This is a genomic window from Pseudomonas sp. MF6751 (genome assembly GCF_016613265.1).
In the GTDB taxonomy this organism is placed as follows: domain Bacteria; phylum Pseudomonadota; class Gammaproteobacteria; order Pseudomonadales; family Pseudomonadaceae; genus Aquipseudomonas; species Aquipseudomonas fluorescens_BV.
In genome coordinates, this window is the sequence record NZ_JAENSV010000068.1 from 1 (window position 1) to 18415 (window position 18415).

Annotated in this window: 19 protein-coding genes and 1 pseudogene; 9 read left to right on the forward strand and 11 right to left on the reverse strand. The window is 61.4% G+C overall.

Annotation, left to right across the window (positions count from 1 at the left end):
- Window positions 1-170: 170 nt before the first annotated feature.
- From JJD66_RS26655 to JJD66_RS26675, 5 genes are all read left to right on the forward strand, one after another.
- Entirely contained in the window at window positions 171-479 is a 309-nt protein-coding gene (locus JJD66_RS26655; protein ID WP_003188211.1) for a MazG-like family protein, read from the forward strand.
- A complete protein-coding gene (locus JJD66_RS26660; RefSeq protein WP_200649406.1) occupies window positions 472-1221 on the forward strand; it encodes a methyltransferase in 750 nt (249 codons plus the stop codon). The genes JJD66_RS26655 and JJD66_RS26660 overlap by 8 nt, the downstream gene beginning before the upstream one ends.
- 23 nt (window positions 1222-1244) lie before the next feature.
- On the forward strand, window positions 1245-1847 hold the full coding sequence (locus JJD66_RS26665) for a DUF4136 domain-containing protein (RefSeq protein ID WP_198715483.1): 603 nt from the start codon (window positions 1245-1247) through the stop codon (window positions 1845-1847).
- Between the two features lie 43 nt (window positions 1848-1890).
- Entirely contained in the window at window positions 1891-2448 is a 558-nt protein-coding gene (locus JJD66_RS26670) for a DUF4136 domain-containing protein (RefSeq protein WP_034126431.1), read from the forward strand.
- Between the two features lie 267 nt (window positions 2449-2715).
- On the forward strand, window positions 2716-4659 hold the full coding sequence (locus JJD66_RS26675; RefSeq protein ID WP_200649407.1) for a pilus assembly protein TadG-related protein: 1944 nt from the start codon (window positions 2716-2718) through the stop codon (window positions 4657-4659).
- A gap of 309 nt (window positions 4660-4968) precedes the next feature.
- On the opposite strand, the gene JJD66_RS26680 is transcribed toward JJD66_RS26675, so the two are convergent.
- Together JJD66_RS26680 and JJD66_RS26685 are read right to left on the reverse strand one after the other, a co-directional pair.
- Window positions 4969-7719, reverse strand: a complete 2751-nt coding sequence (locus JJD66_RS26680) for a PAS domain-containing sensor histidine kinase (protein WP_200649408.1) — start codon at window positions 7717-7719, stop codon at window positions 4969-4971.
- Complete coding sequence (locus JJD66_RS26685; protein WP_105225610.1) at window positions 7716-8159, reverse strand: TadE/TadG family type IV pilus assembly protein; 444 nt, start codon at window positions 8157-8159, stop codon at window positions 7716-7718. The genes JJD66_RS26680 and JJD66_RS26685 overlap by 4 nt, the downstream gene beginning before the upstream one ends.
- A 71-nt stretch (window positions 8160-8230) precedes the next feature.
- On the opposite strand from JJD66_RS26685, the gene JJD66_RS26690 reads away from it, so the two are divergent.
- Window positions 8231-8734: a prepilin peptidase gene (locus tag JJD66_RS26690; RefSeq protein ID WP_200649409.1), complete on the forward strand. Its 504-nt coding sequence runs from the start codon at window positions 8231-8233 to the stop codon at window positions 8732-8734.
- A 71-nt stretch (window positions 8735-8805) separates the two neighbouring features.
- Window positions 8806-9591, forward strand: a complete 786-nt coding sequence (locus JJD66_RS26695; RefSeq protein ID WP_200649410.1) for a response regulator transcription factor — start codon at window positions 8806-8808, stop codon at window positions 9589-9591.
- A gap of 136 nt (window positions 9592-9727) precedes the next feature.
- On the opposite strand, the gene JJD66_RS26700 is transcribed toward JJD66_RS26695, so the two are convergent.
- The 8 genes from JJD66_RS26700 to cpaB are packed head-to-tail and all read right to left on the reverse strand — an operon-like array spanning window position 9728 to window position 17154.
- Entirely contained in the window at window positions 9728-10000 is a 273-nt protein-coding gene (locus tag JJD66_RS26700) for a DUF3613 domain-containing protein (protein WP_105225613.1), read from the reverse strand.
- Window positions 10001-10010: 10 nt separating this feature from the next.
- Window positions 10011-10736: a tetratricopeptide repeat protein gene (locus JJD66_RS26705; protein WP_200649411.1), complete on the reverse strand. Its 726-nt coding sequence runs from the start codon at window positions 10734-10736 to the stop codon at window positions 10011-10013.
- Window positions 10737-10746: 10 nt separating this feature from the next.
- On the reverse strand, window positions 10747-11634 hold the full coding sequence (locus JJD66_RS26710; protein ID WP_054896408.1) for a type II secretion system F family protein: 888 nt from the start codon (window positions 11632-11634) through the stop codon (window positions 10747-10749).
- Between the two features lies 1 nt (window position 11635).
- Window positions 11636-12517, reverse strand: coding sequence for a type II secretion system F family protein (locus JJD66_RS26715; RefSeq protein ID WP_105225616.1), 882 nt, complete (start codon window positions 12515-12517; stop codon window positions 11636-11638).
- A 9-nt stretch (window positions 12518-12526) separates the two neighbouring features.
- Window positions 12527-13798 carry a CpaF family protein gene (locus JJD66_RS26720; RefSeq protein WP_054896410.1) on the reverse strand — a complete coding sequence of 424 codons (1272 nt, stop codon included), beginning with the start codon at window positions 13796-13798 and terminating at the stop codon, window positions 12527-12529.
- Window positions 13795-14988, reverse strand: a complete 1194-nt coding sequence (locus JJD66_RS26725; protein WP_200649412.1) for an AAA family ATPase — start codon at window positions 14986-14988, stop codon at window positions 13795-13797. Before JJD66_RS26725 ends, JJD66_RS26720 begins: the two co-directional genes overlap by 4 nt.
- On the reverse strand, window positions 14985-16190 hold the full coding sequence (locus JJD66_RS26730; RefSeq protein ID WP_105225619.1) for a type II and III secretion system protein family protein: 1206 nt from the start codon (window positions 16188-16190) through the stop codon (window positions 14985-14987). Before JJD66_RS26730 ends, JJD66_RS26725 begins: the two co-directional genes overlap by 4 nt.
- Before the next feature lie 19 nt (window positions 16191-16209).
- Window positions 16210-17154, reverse strand: a complete 945-nt coding sequence (cpaB, locus tag JJD66_RS26735; protein WP_200649413.1) for a Flp pilus assembly protein CpaB — start codon at window positions 17152-17154, stop codon at window positions 16210-16212.
- A 337-nt stretch (window positions 17155-17491) separates the two neighbouring features.
- Here cpaB and JJD66_RS26740 point away from each other — a divergent pair, with 337 nt between their 5' ends.
- Window positions 17492-17689, forward strand: coding sequence for a Flp family type IVb pilin (locus JJD66_RS26740; RefSeq protein ID WP_034125890.1), 198 nt, complete (start codon window positions 17492-17494; stop codon window positions 17687-17689).
- Window positions 17690-17742: 53 nt separating this feature from the next.
- A complete protein-coding gene (locus JJD66_RS26745; protein ID WP_034125891.1) occupies window positions 17743-18147 on the forward strand; it encodes a response regulator in 405 nt (134 codons plus the stop codon).
- A gap of 125 nt (window positions 18148-18272) precedes the next feature.
- Here the strand turns inward: JJD66_RS26745 and JJD66_RS28215 are convergent.
- Window positions 18273-18415, reverse strand: a pseudogene (locus tag JJD66_RS28215) (IS110 family transposase); the annotation flags it as partial.

The window sequence follows — 18415 nt, forward strand, 5'->3', positions numbered from 1 at the left end:
GTGCAACATCCCTCAAACCCGCGCTACCGGAACAATAGTCCTGCACGGCTGCGAGTTTTGCTTGCTCTGTGTACTTACCCATGACACCCCCAAGGTTGTGTCCAACCTTTGGGGGTCAGTTCAGAGCGTGGGAATGATCGGGTAAGCTATACCCATTCAGGAGCCCCCGCATGAACCTCGAACACCTCACCGAACGCCTGCACCGCATCCGCGATACCAATGACTGGAAGCAGTTCCACAGCCCGAAAAACCTGGCCATGGCTGCCAGCGTGGAAATGGCCGAACTGGTGGAAATCTTCCAATGGCTCACCGAAGACCAATCCCGCCAACTGCCCGCCGATAAACTTGCCCATGCGGGTCAGGAGGTCGGCGATATTGTCCTGTACCTGCTGTTGCTGTGCAGTGAACTGGGCCTGGATATGAACGAAGTGGTGCGCGCCAAGCTGGCCGATAGCGAACGGCGGTTTGCCCATGAGTGATCGTCATTTCGACCAGTTGGCCACGCGCTTTGCCGAAAAGATCTACGGCGGCGCCAAGGGCGCGATTCGCTTGGCGGTGCTCCAGGCCGACCTGATGGAAGCCTTGCCGCAACGCCCGTTGCGCGTGCTGGATATCGGCGCAGGCCTTGGGCACATGTCGCTGTGGCTGGCCGAGCAGGGCCACGAGGTAACCTTGGCCGAACCCGCTGCGCCGATGCTTGAAGGTGCGCGCCAGCGCTTCGCCGACGCGGGCCAAAGCGCGACCTTTATTCATGCACCGTGGCAGGACTTGCTCGGCCAACTCACCGAGCCTTACGATCTGGTGCTATGCCATGCCGTGCTGGAGTGGTTGGCCGAGCCCCACGCCATCCTGCCGGTACTGCACCAACTGACGCTGCCGGGTGGCTGGTTGTCCCTGGCGTTCTACAACCGTGATGCGTTGATCTACCGCAACCTGCTCAAAGGCCACTTCCGCAAAATGCGCAAGAACGACATGGCCGGCGAAAAGCAGAGCCTGACGCCGCAACAACCCCTGGACCCACGGGAGTTGGCGGCGCAACTCGAAGGGCTGTGGCAGGTCGAAAGCCAAAGTGGCGTGCGGGTGTTCCACGACTATATGCCGGTGGAATTCCAGGCGCGCGCCAACCTGCAGGACTTGTTGGAGATGGAGCTCGCACACCGTCGTCACCCAAGCTTTGCCGGGCTTGGGCGATATTTGCACTGGATCTGCCGCCCGGTTTAAGCGGCCCAGCGTGGGAGGTCGACATGCGTCGTCTCGGTTTAATCCTGTTGTCTCTAGGCCTTGGGGCCTGCTCGAGCCCCAATCCTTACGTGGCCAGTTCGGCACCGATGCCGCCGGCGCCCGCCCAGGCGGCCACTACCTTTGATGCCAGCGCCTACCCCGCGCCGGTGCGCGACTATGGTGCCTACCGCAGCTGGGGTTGGCTCAACGGTCAGTTGCCGGCGGGCACGGCCTGGGCCGATTCGGCGCAGATTGCCGAGGCGGTCAGCGGCGCCCTCGATCAGCGCGGCTTGCGCCCCTTGCATGACAAGCGTGCGCCCGACCTGCTGGTGAGCGCCGATGTACGCCTGGAAAAACGCCTGCGCCAGGTCCAGGACGATTATGGTTACGGCTACGGCGGCTATAACCGCTATGGCAACGGTTACGGCATGTACAACAGCGTGCCCGTGGTGCGCACCTATGAAGTGACAGTGACCGTGGCGCGTATCAGCCTGTTCGATGCGCGCACCCGCCAGCCGGTGTGGAGCACCAGCGCCGAAACCACCAGCCAGGGCAGCCTGAGCGAACGCGCCGATAGCTTGCGCAAGGCGATGCAGAAGGCAATGGCTGCCTATCCGCCCAGTTAGCAGCTATTCTCATTACATGCCCACGTTGTTTTTGGAGAACACCATGCTTCGTCGCATCGCTGCGCTTGCTGTTGTCATGTTGCTGGGCGGTTGCCAGAGCAACCAGGTCAACCACGATTTCGACGCCAGCCGAGACTTCGGCGCCTACCGTAATTGGGCCTGGAAAGACCCAGCGTTGCAGTACCGTCCCGATGACCCGAGGATCAAGAGCGACCTCACCGAGCAACGCATCCGCCAGGCCGTGGGCGAACAGCTGGATCAGCGCGGTTTGCGTCCTGCGGCGGCGGGTACCAAGGCTGACCTGAATGTACAGGCCTACCTGATCGTCGAAGACCGCCAGCAGCAAGTCACCACCAACTATGGCGGTGCTTGGGGCGGCCCGTGGAATGGTTACTGGGGCGCGCCGATGTACAACGAAACCCGCAACATCACCTACAAGGTCGCGACCATCCAGATCGACCTGCTCGACGGCAAGGACGGCAAGCTGGTGTGGCGCGGCAGCGACGAACAGATGATGGCCAGCACGCCGAACCCCGAGGAACGCAACAAAGCCATCCGCAGCACCGTGACCAAGATCCTTTCCAACTACCCGCCGCGCTGATCCCCCCGTACCCCTGTGGGAGCGGGCTTGCTCGCGAAAGCGGTGTGCCAGTCACTGCTTCAGTTACTGCACTACCGCTTTCGCAGGCAAGCCAGCTCCCACATTTGATCTTCAGTGTTTTGAGCATAGCGTTCGCTTAGCTGAGTTGTATTAGGGGGCCGACATTCAGGGCATCTCCGCCAGTCGCCAATGTGGCGAGTTGCCAGCAACCTGCCGAAGCCTTGTCTACACTCCAGTGCAACGGAGAGTTAGCGCAGGAGTGCTTCGATGTCTCCCCGATTCGGTTCCAGGCAGCGTGGTGCAATAGGCTTGATGGCGGCAGGCACCTTGGCCTTGGCCTTGGTGTTTACGTTGCTGGCGGTTGACAGCGGGCGCTTGTATTTGGAAAAGCGCAAGCTGCAATCCGTCGCCGATACCTCGGCGTTGGAGGCAGCCAGTCTCGGTGGCCAATGCGGTACCAACACCACCGCAAACGCCTATGCCACGCAAAATGCCGCGCGCAACGGTTTTGTGGTCGGTAATGGCAGCACCCTGGCGGTGACATGCGGCACCCTGGCGACCAACGCCCTCAACACCCGCGTATTTACCGCCGATGCCACCAAGAGCGACGCGATCCGCGTGGTGGCCTCGCGCACCGTCCTGACCAGCATCGCCAATGGCCTGTGGAACCTGTTCAGCGGCGCGCCGATTACCCCGCAAATCAACTTGAGCGCCACCGCCGTCGCGGCGACACCACCGCCCGTGGCGCAGCTGTCGATCCGCAGCAGCCTGGCCAGCGTCGACTCAGGCAAATCCCCACTGCTCAACCTGGTCATCGGCAACCTGCTCGGCGGTAACCTTTCGCTCACGGCGGCGGGTTGGAACGGCTTGCTGCAGACCAACGTCAACCTGCTCAGCTATTTGGACCAACTGGCGATCAACCTGAACGTGAAGGCCGGTGACTACGATGCCTTGCTCAGTACCGCAGTCTCGGCTACTCAACTGATCGACGCTGCTGTGAAGGTTTTGCAGAAAAACGGTGCGGCGGTCACGGCGGTGGTCAATGACGTGATTTCGATTCAAGCCATTGCACCCAACAGCAAGCTGTTGACCGTGGGTGACCTGATCGACATCGCCACCGGCACGCCGACGGCGGCGCTGAACAGCAATGTGCAATTGTTTCAACTGTTGGAAGCGGTGGCGCAGTTGTCCAGCAGCAAGAATGCGGTGAGCGCGGCGGCGCAGGTCGCGATTCCGCTGGTGGGCAATGTGTCGATCCAGACCAAGGTCATCGAACCGCCGCAGCTGTCGGCCATTGGCAATCCGGCGTTGGCGAAGAAGGGCTTGTTGAATACCCCGCCGACCGATCAGATTTTTGTACGCACTGCGCAAGTGCGTACGTTGGTGACTGTGCAGGCACCGATCATCAAGGCGGTCTCTGGCGTGGCGTCCATATTGACGGGCCTGGGCACGCCGGTGTCCCAGGTGGTCAAGGGCTTGTTGAACCTCAACCTGCCGGCGGTGGTTGGCGGTGTGTTGTGCCTGGTGGCCTGCAATGTGGCTGACGTGGATGTCACCACATCGCTGGCCATTTACATCGAAGCCGGCAGTGCGCAAACCCATGTCACGGATTTCAATTGCGACTCGCCGGCCTCCAAATCCTTGACGGTGGAAACCACTACGTCCCTGGCGACCCTGGCGGTCGGTACGGTGGATCCGGAGGCGGCTTTTTCTTCCTCCGCAGCAGTCGATGTGCAGCCGGTCAGGCTGATCGATTTTGGCCAGCGCTACTGTGTGGTCCTGACGCTGCTGTGCAGCCCCAACCGTACACCCAATGTGGGGGGCGGTTTGCTGTTGAAAGCCAACTCCACCATTGCTGCGCAAACCAGCACGATGGTGTTTGCGCCGGTGGCCGAGATGAATGCGCCGCCCACCTACAAGTTCGCGCCGGGCACCGCCAATATCGTCGGCAGCCTGGCGGCGACCCTTAATGGCTTGCAGGTAACTTATGCACCGCCCAGCGGCAGTGTCTCCAATGGTGCGCTGGCTGGGGTCGCCGGGCTGTTGGCGACCATCACCACGGCGGTGGTGGGGCTGATCCAGAACGTGCTGTCACCGATTCTCGACCCTATCGTCAACACCTTGCTCAGCGCCTTGGGCATCAACCTGGGCAATGCCGAAGTTGGTGCCAATCTCTCTTGCCATATGGGCCGGGCTTATCTGGTGATTTAGCCTGTTGGTCTATCTGATGCACCGCGTTCCAAATGTGGGAGCTGGCTTGCCTGCGATAGCGGCCTGCCAGTCGACACAGTTATACCGAGTACATATCCATTCCTGCGGTAACGGCCACTTAGGGTTCCGCCCTGACGGCGGCTCACTTTGCAAAAGCCGGGATGCCGGCCGAGGCCAAAGTAAGCAAAACGCTCTTGCCCCACCACTCGGCACCTCGCCTGGGCTCGGTGTGCCCGTAATTCGCCAGCGTGGTTTGACGGGGCGCCTAAGATCAAAAGCAGAGCAAGAGCGGCTCTCTTCGCATCGTGGTTAGCTGATTGAGTTCTGCGCGATGGGTAACTCGACGCAGAATTTCGCGCCGGCCTCGCCGTTGGTGACGCTCAGGCGCCCACCCATGTTTTCCACAATCCCATAGCTCACCGAGAGCCCCAATCCGGTGCCGACGCCTATCGGCTTGGTGGTAAAGAACGGTTCGAAAATCCGCTCCAACAGGCGCGGGTCTATCCCGCCGGCGTTGTCTTCGACCCAGATACGCACATGGCGGCTGTCGTGCTCGCTGTGCAGGGCAATCCAGGGGCGCAGGGCAGGGTCTTTTTCTCGCTGGCTGAGTAATGCGTCGCGGGCATTGACCATCAGGTTGATCAGCACCTGTTCCAGCTGGTCGACATAGCCTTTGACCTGCACCGAGAAGTCCGCAGGGCTGATGCGCACCTCCACACCTTTGCCGCGCAGGCCTTCGCTGAGCAGGGACAGGGTGCCCTCCAGCGCCTGCGCCGGGTCGAATGGTTGTTGCTCGATTTCCGAGCGGCGGCCGAAGACGCGCATATGGTCGACCACCCGTGCCGCGCGTTGCACCTGGGCGTCGATACGGTGCAGTTTTTCCGTGAGGTAGTCGATCTGCACATCGCCATTGCCCAGGCGCTTGAGCACATTGGTGATGGCCATGTGCATCACGTTCAGCGGCTGGTTGATCTCATGGGCCAGGCCGGTGGCCATTTCGCCGAGGGTGGCCATTTTCGCGCTTTGGGTCAGTTGCTGCTGGGAGCGGCGTACTTCGGTGTTGTCGCGCCCTACGGCTTGCACTTCGATCAGGGCGCCTTGTTCATCGAAGACGCCACGGTCCGACCACACCCACCAGGCATGTTCGCGCCCCGGCAGTTGCAGGCTGATTTCCGCGGTGCTCACCGGGAATTCCGGAGTCAGTTGCTGGATGCGCTGCATAAAGGCGGCGCGCTGTTCATCCGACAGCCACTGGCCCAGGTCGATGCCTGGCAATTGGTCGGGCCGGCATTCCAGGTAATTGGCCAGCGGCGTGTTGCCGAAGGTGAGGATCAGGTCGGGACGGTAGCGACAGATCATCGCTGGCGAGTCTTCCACCAGGATGCGGTAGCGCTCTTCACTTTGGCGCACCTGCTCGGCGGCCAGGGTCGCCTCGGTGACGTCCAGCCACAGGCCCACGGCTTCCACCGGCAAGCCGAGGTCGTCGCGCAAAAGCTTGGCTTCGTCGAGCAGCCAGTGGTAGTTGCCTTGCTTGTCGCGCAGGCGGTAGCGGCTGCGCACGTTGCCTTCGTGCAGCAGTTGGCGGGTGCGTTCGAAGTAGCGCTCACGGTCGTCGGGGTGGATCAGCGCCGCCAGGGTGTCGTGGTTGCAATCGGCCAAGGTCCAGCCCAGCAGCGGCAACAGGCTGGCGCTGAAAAACGCCGGGTGCAGCGCGCCGTTGACGTAGCGCTGCACATAGATGACGGCCGGTGAGCTGGCGATCAGGTTGTCCAGGCGCGCATGGGCGGCGGCGGCTTGCAGTTGCTGGTTCTGGATGTCGCTGATGTCGAGCATGAAGCCGATCCAGCGCCGTTCATTGCCGGCGCCCAGCACTTGGCCTTGTATGCGGTACCACAGGGGCGACTGCTCAGACTCGGTGCGTTGCAGGCGCACGCTGGTCAGCAGTGGCTTGCCCAGGGCTTGCAGGTCTTGCAGGCGGCTGTCGAGGGCCTGACGGTCGGCGGGGTGGATGAGCTCGAGCCAGGTGCCGAGGGGTTGGCGGGTGGGGCCTTCGTCCAGGCTCAGGTTGCGCAGCAATTGTGGCGCCAGTTGGATTTCCTGGGTGGCGGGCAACAGTTCCCACCAGCCAGTGCCGAGCAGGCCTTGCAGGGCTTCTACCCGTTCCAGTTGCTGGTGGTGACGCTGTTCGCGCAGACGGCTCAGCAGCGGCGCGGCGAGTGCCGCGCACAGGTTCAGCCAGTCACGCTCGCCGGTGTGGTGTGCCTGGCCGTTATAGAAGCCACACAGCAGCCACGCGGCGGCGCCATGGCTGTCGCGGTACGGCACCAGGAAGCCGTCGGCATTGCCAAATACACTGTGCAGGCGCGGGTTGTCGCTGCGCCCCTGGGCAATGTCCAGGCTCAGTGGCGTGTTGCCGTTGATGCTGTCCAGGCTGGTGCCCAGGTGTTGCCCGGTTTGCCACAAGGCCGGGGCGTCGTGGGCGGCGTATTGGCTGTAGATGCGCCAGCCCTGGTCATCTTCGTCGAGCAGCGCCATGGCGACGCAGGGGATGCTCCAGCGCTGGGCCACGCTGCGCAGGTGTTCGCTGAACACCTGGGGCAGGCGAGTGAGGCTGCACACGCGCAGCTGTTCGCTCATCAGGGCGGCGAGTTGGTGGTTCTGTTCGCGTTGCTGCACCCGTACTCGGTCGGCCAGCAGGTCCGTGATGTCCAGCAGGTGCAGGGCCCAACCGTCGCCCTCCGGCTCGATCCAGCCGCGGGTATGCAGGACCTGGCCGGCAGCGCCCTGGAAGTCGAGGTCCAGGCCGTGTCGTTGCCACTCTTGCGGCGTGCCCTCGACACTCAGCGCGCTGTCGGCGCACAGCAAGGTCTGCAACGGTGGGTTCGGCATGCCAGCAAGATGCTGGGCAAGCAAAGGCCTCAAGGTGCCTGAGATGTTCAGCACCCGACCCAGGTTGTCCAGTTGCAGTTGCAGGCCGGGCGCGGGCGTCGTGGGTACATCCAGAGCCAGGGCGCTGGTGCGCCCGCGCAGGCGTGCGAACAATTTATCCCCCGTCGTCAAAACTGAAGGCTCGAGGTGGCGGTGAGGTTGGTGGGCAGGTTCGGTACGGTGCCCACCCCGGGCAATACCAGGGCCGGCAAGACCGCTTTGATATTGGCCGTGGGGTAGGTGATCTTCACCGTCAGCAAATTATTGGTGTAGGTAGCGGTGATATAGCCGGGCAAGAAATTCAAGGAACTGGGGATCCAGTTCAACTGGGCCTGGGTCGCATCCTTGGCGCGTTGTACAACCAGGGCCGAATAGCCTGCACCTGCAGTGATTGGGTCCACGGACACACTGCGGCGTACCCCTTCGGCCGCCGCTTGGTGAAATGACTGCATCAACAGCAGCGGCAAGCTGTAGCTGAGCATGCCGTAGAACACTGCAAAGAAAATCACGAAGACCAAGGCAAACTCGATCGCCGCAGCGCCTTTTTGCTTTCTCGGGAGGCTCGATTTCATGACTGCGTCTACCCTGAGTCGAGTACTTGATATCAGCATAGAATCATTCAGCCAAAAGGGATGTTTTTTACGTGATCCAGACGCTAGTGATTGTGCTGTGGTTGGGCGTATGTGCTGTGCAGGATATTCGCCAGCGCCAAATTGCCAATACGCTGACCCTGGGCGTCGGGCTGTTGGCGCTGATTTACCTGCTATGGGCGGGCTCGACCTGGTTGGGCGCGCCCCGCAGCGAGGGTGGCCTGGCCTTGGTTTTGGCGCTGGTGCTGACCCTGCCCGGGTACGCGTTGAGCCGCTTTGGCGCGGGGGATGTGAAGTTGCTAGCCGCCTTGGGGCTGGCCTCCAATATCGAGTACCTGCTGGGGTCGTTGATCGGTGCCGGCATCGCCATGGTGGCCTGGACACTTATGCATCAATGGCTTAGCTCAAATAGCGTTGACCGGGCAGGGCACGCGTCAACAAAACAGCCCTTTGCGCCCTTCGTTTTGACAGGTTTTGCCGGCAGCTGGTTTTGGATCCATCAGTCGCACGAGTTGATTAATGCTATGTACATAGTCGGAAAGTACGTCTACGTTTAATGAGTGGTTATGTAGGAATTTTCGTCAGAAAGGATAGGTCATTATTTGGCTTGCCAGGCATGGAGTAGCGCGTGAACAAGCTTACGTCTGCAGTAAAAGTGCTCGTGGTCGACGATCAGCCATTAATCGTGGAGGAGCTCTGTGAATTTCTTGAAAGCAGCGGGTACCGTTGTGTCCCGTGCGAGTCCAGCCAGCAAGCTGTCCAGCGTTTTGGCGAAGACCTTCAGATTGGTTTAGTGCTGTGTGACCTGCATATGCCGGACATGGACGGCATCGAACTGGTCCAGGCGCTGCAACGGATCGCCGGCAAACATCGTGCGTTCGAAGCGATCATGCTCACCGGTCGTGCCGATAAACAGGATGTGATCAAGGCCCTGCGTGCGGGCATCGCCGATTACTACCAGAAGCCGATCAACCTCGATGAATTGCTCGAAGGCCTCAAGCGCCAGGAAGCCGCGTTGGAGGAACGGCAAAAAGACCTGCAACTGGGCACGCTCAACCAGAAGTTGCAGTACCTGTCCGAATCGATCAACGACTTGTATATGGACTTGGACAAAGTGCGTCGCAACCCGGTGCCCCAGGACCATGACAGGGACCCATCGGCTGATGAAGCCGGGCCGTTGGAGATCCCGGCGATCTTCAATCAGCTGTCACCGCGCCAGTTGGACGTGGCACGCCTGGTGGGCAAGGGCCAGACCAACTATCAGATTGCCTGTGAACTGGGAATTACCGAGAACACAGTCAAACTGTACGTGTCCCAGGTGCTGCGCCTGACCCATATGCACAACCGCACGCAGTTGGCGCTGGCGTTGTCACCGAGCAACTCGGCGATGCGTCAGCGGGTAACAGCGCACTGAGGGCCCAGGCAAACCGTGCAGGAGCGAGCTTTCTGTGGCGAGGGAGCTTGCTCCCGCTCGACGGCGCAGCTGGAGTCGGCTTTTCTTGGGGGCGCTTCGCACCCCAGCGCAAGCAAGCTTGCTCGCCACAGTAGCTTTACTTGCTTCCACTTTGCGCAGTGCCGCCTATTTTCTGATCAAAAAACTCCGGAATCGGGTGCTTGTTGCTGTCCAGCCAGCGCTTGAGCGCCTGTTCGCGTTCTGCCGGCGTGGTTTTTTGCGGGTTGGCCGAGGCTGCGCGCCCGCTCAGTTGCAGCGCCATCCAGTTTTCCGTTTCTGCCTGCCGGGGTGAGGACGGCCCCGCTTCGATGGCCGAAGCAAGGAGGGGCAGGGCCAGGCATGCAAGGCCGGCGAGGTAATGGAATTTCATCATCGACTCCCTATTTTACAGAGGCCGGCAGCGTGTCGCTGACCGCCGCTACCTGATCTTTGATTGGGCGCTGCGGTGCCGTGCCAGCGTCCTTGAGGTGTTGCGCCCGTGCCTGGGCTCGGGTCACCTGATCAGGGCTCAACCCGAGTTGGCCGACCACTTTCGCGGCTTGCTCCCAGTTGTCCTGATAGATCAGCAAGGTCACCAGGTTCACCGCCGCCAATTGATCGCTCTGCTTGAGTTCGATGGCGGTCATGAATTCAAAGCGCGCGTCATCCAGGCGCCGTTGATCGAGGTACACCACGCCCAGGTCGTTGCGGATTTTTTCGTCGGTGGGCGCCAACCGTGCTGCGCGTTGCAGGTGAGCCATGGCCTGGCCGTTGTCGCCCTTGGCCGACGCCAGTTGCCCCAGGCCGTGCTCACCGTCGGCGGCCAGGCAGGTGCCCAGCAGGCTGCGGTACAACGGCTCGGCGTCAGGACGGCCTAGCAAGCGATAGGCACGGGCCTGGCGTTGACGAACCTGGGGCAGGGCGCTGGGCAGGTTCTGCAGGTTGGCGAGGCTGGCGTGCAGCTTGCCCTCGTTGGCCATGTCATCGGCCAGGTTCAGCGACAGCTCCTGGTCGGGGCTTGGCTTGGGGCAATTGCCCGGCGCCAGCAACCCGGCCCACGGAACCTGGCCGTTGCTGGCACAGCCGCCCAGCATCAGCAGGCTCAAGGCGACGATCAGTGGTTTCATGGCAGGCTCCTCAAAAGTTATTCAAGGCTCGGGAGATGGCGATCATGGCCGGCCCCCCCAGCACGATCAGCAAGGCGGGAAACAGGAACACCATCATCACCACGGACATCTTCGCGGACATCTTCGAGATGTATTCCTGCAGGCGGGTCAGGCGGCGGTCGTCAAGCAACTGCTTGAGGGCCAGCAAGGATTTCATCGCGCCGCCGCCTTGGTGGATCAACTGCTGAAGGATGATGCAGGTGTCGGTGAACTCATCCACGGCCAGCAGGCGTGCGGTCTTGCCCAGCTCTTCGGACAGTTCCAGGCCCGAGTCGACCCTTGCCAGGATCAGGCGCAGTTCATGGGTCAGGTCTGGCAGCAAGCGCTGGGCTTCGGTGCTCAACACCCGCAGCGATTGCTCAACTGCCATGCCGGATTCGAACAGGATGCGCAGTAATGGAATGAAGGTGGAAATTTCCCGAGCGATACGCTCCTGGCGATATTTCGCACTGAGGGCGAGGATGCGTTTGGGCAGCAGGTATCCGATGCCCAGGGCAATCGCCGGGGCAATCCAGGGTGAGCCGGCATGGGGAAACAGCAGCTGCTGGCCGAGCAGGGTCAAGCCCAGCAACACGATGGGCACGCCGATCTGGAAAGCGGCAAACATGGAGCGCTGGTTGGCTTTGCGCCAGCCGACGCGGTTGAGCAGGGTCTGGGTTTCGTTGTCCAGGCTGACCGAGCGCTGGGCCACGGTGCTGGCGCCCAACTGGCGCATCAGGCTGCCGAGTTTGTCTTCGCGGGTCAGTTGGCCTTGCAGGCGTTGGCTGACCAGGCGTTGACGGCGCCTTTGCTCCAGCAGGTTGCCGACGATCAAGGCGACGGCGGCGAGCGACAACAGGATGCAAATCAGGATGGCCATCTCAAATACTCCGCAACATGCGCCACATGACGAAGGTGCCCGAAATGTCGAGCGCCACCGCGGCCAGCAGCAGGTGGCGCCCGGTTCCGTCATTCCACATGCTCATCAGGTAGCCCGGGTTGACCATCAGGAAGTAGCCGACCATGACGATAGGCAAACCCGCCAGCACATAGGCGGTCATGCGCGTTTCGCCAGTCATGGCCTTGAGTTGGCGCGCACCCTGTTCGCGCTCGCGGATCATCTTGATCAGGTTTTCCAGCAGCTCGCTGGCGTTGCCGCCGTAGCGGTGGTTGACCTTCAGGCCAAGAGCAAACAGGCGGAATTCATCGCGCTCGTAGAACTCGGCAAAGTCGCTGACCGACTCCGGCAGGCTCACGCCCATTTGCACGTTGCGCTGGATGCGGCTCATGGCCTGCTTGAGCGGCGCTTCGGTGCTGTCGATCGCGCCCAGCACAGCGTCCGCCAGGGTGCGCCCAGACTTGAGGCTGCGCACGCTGTGGTCCAGCAGCTGCGGTAATTGTTCGACCATGCGCTGCACTCGCCGTTGGTAGCGCCAGGCGATATACACCCGCAGCAGCAGCGGCGGCAGGATCAACATGGCCAACAGGCCCAGCCCGCCGGCCAGCAGATAGCCCAGCAACATGCCCAGCGCCCAGCCGCTCAACCACAAACCCAGGCGGTCGGTGGGCTTGCCCAGGCCGGCGCGCTGGAACATGCGCTCCAGCGCGACCCAGCTGCCGTTCGGCTCCTGGGGCACCGGCTGGCCGTCGCTGAGCCGCTCCAGCACCCGGTCGGTGCCGGCCTGGCGCAACCCTCGCTGGAACAGCCAGACGGACAGGCTGATCAGCAGGATGCAAATGAGCAGCAAGACAAGTCCGGTCATGAGCCCTCTCTACAACGGCAATGCCGATTCGCGCCGCAGCTTGTCGCCGGCCGGGTTGAGCGCTTCGCGCAGAAAGCCGAAACCGGTACGGCGGTCGAGGCGGAACAGGGTGTTGGTGACATACACGTCGTCGCGCACCCCCACCACTTCCACCACCTCGCTGACGCAACGGCGCCCATCGGGCAGGCGCGTCAGTTGCACCACCACATCCAGTGCGGCACAGATCATCTGCCGCAGGGTTTTCTCCGCCACCACCCGGCCGGTCAGGCCCACCAGGGTTTCCAGGCGCAGCAACGCGTCCTGGGCATTGTTGGCATGCACGGTACTCATGGAACCGTCATGGCCGGTGTTCATGGCCGTCATCACGTCGAGCACTTCGACGCCACGGATCTCGCCAAGGATGATGCGGTCCGGGCGCATCCGCAGGGCGTTGCGAATCAGGTCGCTGGCCTTGACCTCGCCATGCCCCTCGGCATTGGGCGGGCGGGTTTCCAGGCGCACCACGTGGGGGTGGCCCAGTTGCAGCTCGGCTACGTCTTCGATGGTGACCAGGCGTTCGTGGGGGTTGATCAATTGGCTGAGGATATTGAGCAGCGTGGTCTTGCCGGTGCCGGTGCCGCCACTGATGAGAATATTGCAGCGCTTGCCCACCGCCTCCTGGAAGAACTCGAAAATATTGTGGTCGATGGTTTGCATTGCCACCAGGTCACTGCTCTTGAGCATGTCCTTGCGAAATTTACGGATCGACAGGCACGGGCCGTCCAAGGCAATCGGCGGGATGATCGCATTGACCCGGCTGCCATCCGGCAAGCGCGCATCGACCATCGGCGACGACTCATCCAGGCGCCTTCCAAGGGGCGCGAGAATGCGCTGCATCACGCGTTCTACATGGTGCGCGTCGATAAAGCGCAGGTCGCTCTGATGGAGTACTCCGTCACGCTCGATAAACACCCGGTGTGGGCCGTTGACCAGGATCTCGGTGATCGACACATCGCGCAGCAGCACTTCCAGCGGGCCGAAGCCGGTCAGCTCATCGACGATTTCCTCGGCCAGGCGCTCCATCTCATAGCGCGAGATTGCCAGGTGCATGCGCGTGATGTATTCGGCCACTTTGTCGATGACAAATTGCGCCAGGGATTGGCGCGAGCCTTCCAGCAGGTTCTGGCCCGATTCTTCGATGGCATCGATGATGTAGCGATGCAGCACCAGTTTCAGGCCGTCGTGATCGTTGTGCGCGGCACTTCCACGGGCCGGTGCGCCGAAGAGTTTTTCGCCGTTCATCGACTCGCTCCCAGCAGGCGTTCGAACCAGCGGGTCGAAGGTTTATCCAGGCCTTCGGTACGTTTGGCCAGGCGCTCGCCCAGGTGGCGCAGGGCTTGGGTCAACGCTTCGCGGGGGGCCAGGGTGAACAGGCTTTGCCCCTGGTTCTTGGCGTTCAGGCGCACTTCGGGGCTCAGGGGCAGCACGGCGATGCACTCCAGGCCGAAGCTTTTTTCCAGGGCTTCGGTGCCGGGGGCGCAGCCTTTGACGTAGCGATCGACGAGCAGCTTGGCATGGTCGAGCTTCATGCCTTTTTCGCGCCACAGGTTCAGCATCGCCAGGTTACGCCGACAGTCGAGTACGCATTGGTCGGTGCACCACAACAGCTTGTCGCAGTGGCTGACAAAGGTGCGCAGGGCTTCGCTGTCCGCTTGCCCGGTGAGGTTGACCACGATGTGCTGGAAGTGCTGGCGCAAGGCGCTGAGCAACATGTACAGCTCCGCGGCGCTGGTCATTTCCAAGGGTTCATCGCTGGCGGCGTAGGCGAGGATCCGCAGGCCGTCGTCGGTGCTGGTGAACGCGCTGTTGATCAGGGTGGCGTCCAGGCGTCGCAGGTGGCGCAAGGCGTCGCCGAAATTGAAGGTACTGTCCAGGCCCAGCAGCGCCAGGCTGTCGCCCCTGGGCAGGCCGAGGTCGAGCATCAGCGTCTGCTGGCCGCTCTTTTGCACCACCATCGCCAAGTGGCTTGCCAGCAGGGCGCCATCGGTATTGCCCTGGGCACCGTAGAGCACGGTGAGGCCGCCGAGATGGGCGTTCGGCGCGCTGGGCGGCAAGCGCTTGCTCAGGCGCCGCACCAGCCCGGCCACTTCGCTGGAGCGTGAGCCATAGGCGACAAAATCCCGAGCGCCGGCACGCATGGCGTTGAGTACCAACTGGTTGTCCATGCCGTCGCCCAAGGCCACCACCGCCAACATCGGCTTGGCTTCCAGGGCGCCTTCGATCAAGGCGCTCTGGGCTACCAGGTGCTCGCGGTCCAGGCCCACGAACACCAGGTTGGCGAAGGTCACGTCCACCAGTGCCAGCAATTCATCCAGGCTGCCGCCGCCCACGTTGATCACTTGGCCAAGAGGGGCCAGGGCACCCTGGAGCCATTCCAGGTCGGTGCTGTTACGGGTGATTGCCAGGAAGGTCTGGCTCAGGCTATCGCTCATTGGGAAAGTCCACTGCGACGGTCGAAGTTGCCGTTTTCCAGGAAGAACAGGCGGAACCAGTTCGGGTCATAGGTGCGCAGTTTTTCGCCGGGCAGCGACGGCAACTGCGCATTGGCAGCCAGTGGCTGGACCAGATGCGGCGTGACAATCATCAGCAGTTCTTTTTCTTCGCTGCTGATATTGGAGTCGCGGAAAAATGCGCCAAGGATCGGGATGTCGCCCAGGCCTGGGAGCTTGGCGATGGTCGAACGGTTGGTGCTGCTGATCAGGCCGCTGATCACGAAGCTTTCGCCGTCGGCCAGTGACACGCTGGTGTCGGTGCGCCGGACGGTCAGGGCCGGCACTTGAATGCCTTCGATGCGAATCGCATTGTTGTAATCCAGCTCGCTGACTTCCGGGGCGACTTTCAGGGCGATGCGGTTGTGGTCGATGACCGTGGGCGTCAGCGTCAGGCGAATGCCGAATTCCTTGTACTCGATGGTGATGGTATCGCTGCCGGCACTGGGCACCGGAATCGGCACTTCGCCGCCGGCCAGGAAGGTCGCGCTCTGGCCGCTCATGGCCACCAGGCTCGGGCGCGCCAGGGTATAGGCGAAACCGCTGCTTTCCAGGGCGTTGATCAGTGCCTTGACCCGGCCACCGCCAAACCCGATGTTGAAGTTGTCGGCACTCACCGGCAATTTGAAAATGCCCTCTGACGGGGACAGTAAATCGGGGCTGCCGAGGAAAAAGTTTTTACCCATGCCCAGGATCTTGGTACTGGCTTCCTTGAGCTTGGTGCGGCTGACCTCGACAAAGCGAATATCGGTCTGCACCTGGCTGGGCAGCGTCGGGTCTTCGGAGGGCGACAGCGATTGGCTGGTCAGCGCCGAAGTAGCCTTGCCCTTGACGAACACCATGCTCTGGCGCGGCGTGGTCGAGCAGCCGGTCCACACCATCAGGCTGGTAGCGCCGCTGCCGACGCCAGTGAGCAGGAAATGGCGGTCGCCGTTGACCCGCACATCGGCGATTTTCGGGTCGCCGATTGCCAGGCGCGTAATCGCTACCGGCGATTGCAGTTCGGTCTGCAAGCCTTCGCCCACCTCGATCACAGCGGGCAGTTGGCCCAGAGCGTTGCAGTTGCCCGATGCGCCCATCGCCATGCCCAAGGGCAGGCACGGCAGCATCAAGGCCAAGGCCAATTGAGCGTAGCGTTGGCTCATTCAAGGCATCCTTGTTCAATCAGGGGGTAGGTTGTGCTGCCGCTGCGCCGCGAATCACTTCGACGCCCCGACGCTGGCCGGTGTCGGCCACCGTGGGGGTGATTTTTTTTGGCGGGCCGCTGAGGGCCAATTGGGTGAATTGGTAGAGGTCGCGGTTGGCGCTTTGCACCTTGTCCGGGGTGTCGCTTTCACCGGCCCAGTAGCGGCTGAGCAATTGTTCGTCGGCACTGCGCACGGCCAGGCGCAGCGTGCCGGCTTGGGAAGCGAGCATCAGCCGACTCAGCAATTGTTCGGGCACCGCCAGCACCACACTGCGCGCGGCGGTGCGACGTTGAGCCGCCTGGGCGCGTTCTTCGGCGGTGGCGGGTGGCGGTACTGCCGGGGTGCCGTCGTTGGCCAAACCCAGTTGGTCGCCGACGCTGAGCAGGCGAATCGCCGGGATGACCACCTGTGCCGACTGCTCGGCATTGGCATTGTCCTGGCGCAAGAACAACAAGACATCCACGTAATCGCCGGGGCTCAACTGGCCACCGGCACCGATGACCTCGTCGACGGCGACGGCGAGCGCGCGTTCATCTGCACGAATCATGCGGGCCAGGGGGCCGCCGGCGGTGAAGCTTTCATCATTGAGCCAGGTGCCGGCACCCAGGGCCCGCAAGGGCGTACGACCGATGGCCTGGTCAACGCTGGTCAGGCTGCCTGCCGGCACGGTGCGCAGTTTTTCCACGGCTACATCGGCAGCGGTGAGGGGCACAAAAGGCGCAACCGCGTGCACCAGTACCACGACGGGCTGGCGGGTCTGGTCTTCCACGACTGCAACGGTTTTTTCAACGGAAATGACAGGTTGTGGCGAGGGTGCTACCGCGGGTGCCGGTGGACGGCTCAGTACCAGGCCCCAATACCCTGCAATCAAGGCTCCGATAAGCAGCAAGCCAGCCAGGACCATGCTGATGCGACTGTTCATGACGGCTCTCCCTATCCTGTTGCACTGCTTTTATTCTCGCTCAACCAAACGAGTTAAATTCGCAACTGGGCTGTGATGAACAACTAACGATTTGGCTATTTGAAGGTAGCTCAGCTAGGACGAAATGCCATTACCGAATGAAAAAATTATCGATGTTTTTAGAGTCGGGCCTTTAAACAACGGACTTGCAGGGCGCATGAGGCCGCTAATACTTTATGATTAATTCATTCTTACAGTTGTGAGTGTTAAATTTGTTGACAATGCTCTAGTGGCACACGGCAATCATTGTGCGGGCCAGCTGTATCGGCGCTTTGTGGCGCATGAAGGAGATCTCAACATGATCCTTGACCTGTTCTTGAAATTTTATGTTCACGCTCAGTTATTCCTGCGTCGCAGAGACGGGGCGTCGGCTATTGAATATGTGATTATCGTCGCGATAGTTGCGTTGGTGATCGTCGGTATTGGTACTGGGCTTGGCGATAAGATAAAAGGTATCTTCGAGCAAGTGTCTGATGCGCTGCCAGCAGCGACTTAGCTGTCATTGCGGTATTCTTTCGTTCCGGTGATTCTTTTTATCAGGTACCGCCCATGACCCACCCTTCGTCATCCCGCCAACAAATCCTATTGGTGGACGACGAGGAGGATGCGCTGGTGGAGTTGGCCGAATCCCTCGAAAACGAGGGGTTCGTCTGTTTCACCGCGACCTCCGTCACCTTCGCCTTGCAAGAATTGACACTTCACCCTGATATCGCCCTGGTTATCACCGATCTGCGCATGCCCGAGGAAAGTGGTATCTCCTTGATCAAGCGCCTGCGCGAACACACCTCACGCTCGCATTTGCCTGTGATCGTGATGTCTGGCCATGCAGAAATGGACGATGTCAGCGATATGCTGCGCTTGCAGGTGCTGGACTTGTTTCGCAAGCCGATCTACCTGGTGCGCTTGCTCGATACCCTCAACAGCCTGTTTCCCCTCTCTACACCTGGTCGGTAACGGGCCTGCACCGCTTATTAAATGTGGGAGCTGGCTTGCCTGCGATGATGGCCGAACAGTCAACGACTAACTGCCTGACACTCCGAAACCCAACTGTGGGAGATTCTATGGTTGAGGGGCAACCCTCAACCAACTTTTGGCTGATATTCGCTTTGCCCTTTCAGCAGAGCGAACACCACCCGAGCAAGCTTGCGGGCCAGTATTACCAACGCCTGTGTGGTGCTATAGCCTCGCGCCCTCTGTGCTTGATAAAACGCTTTCCATGTCT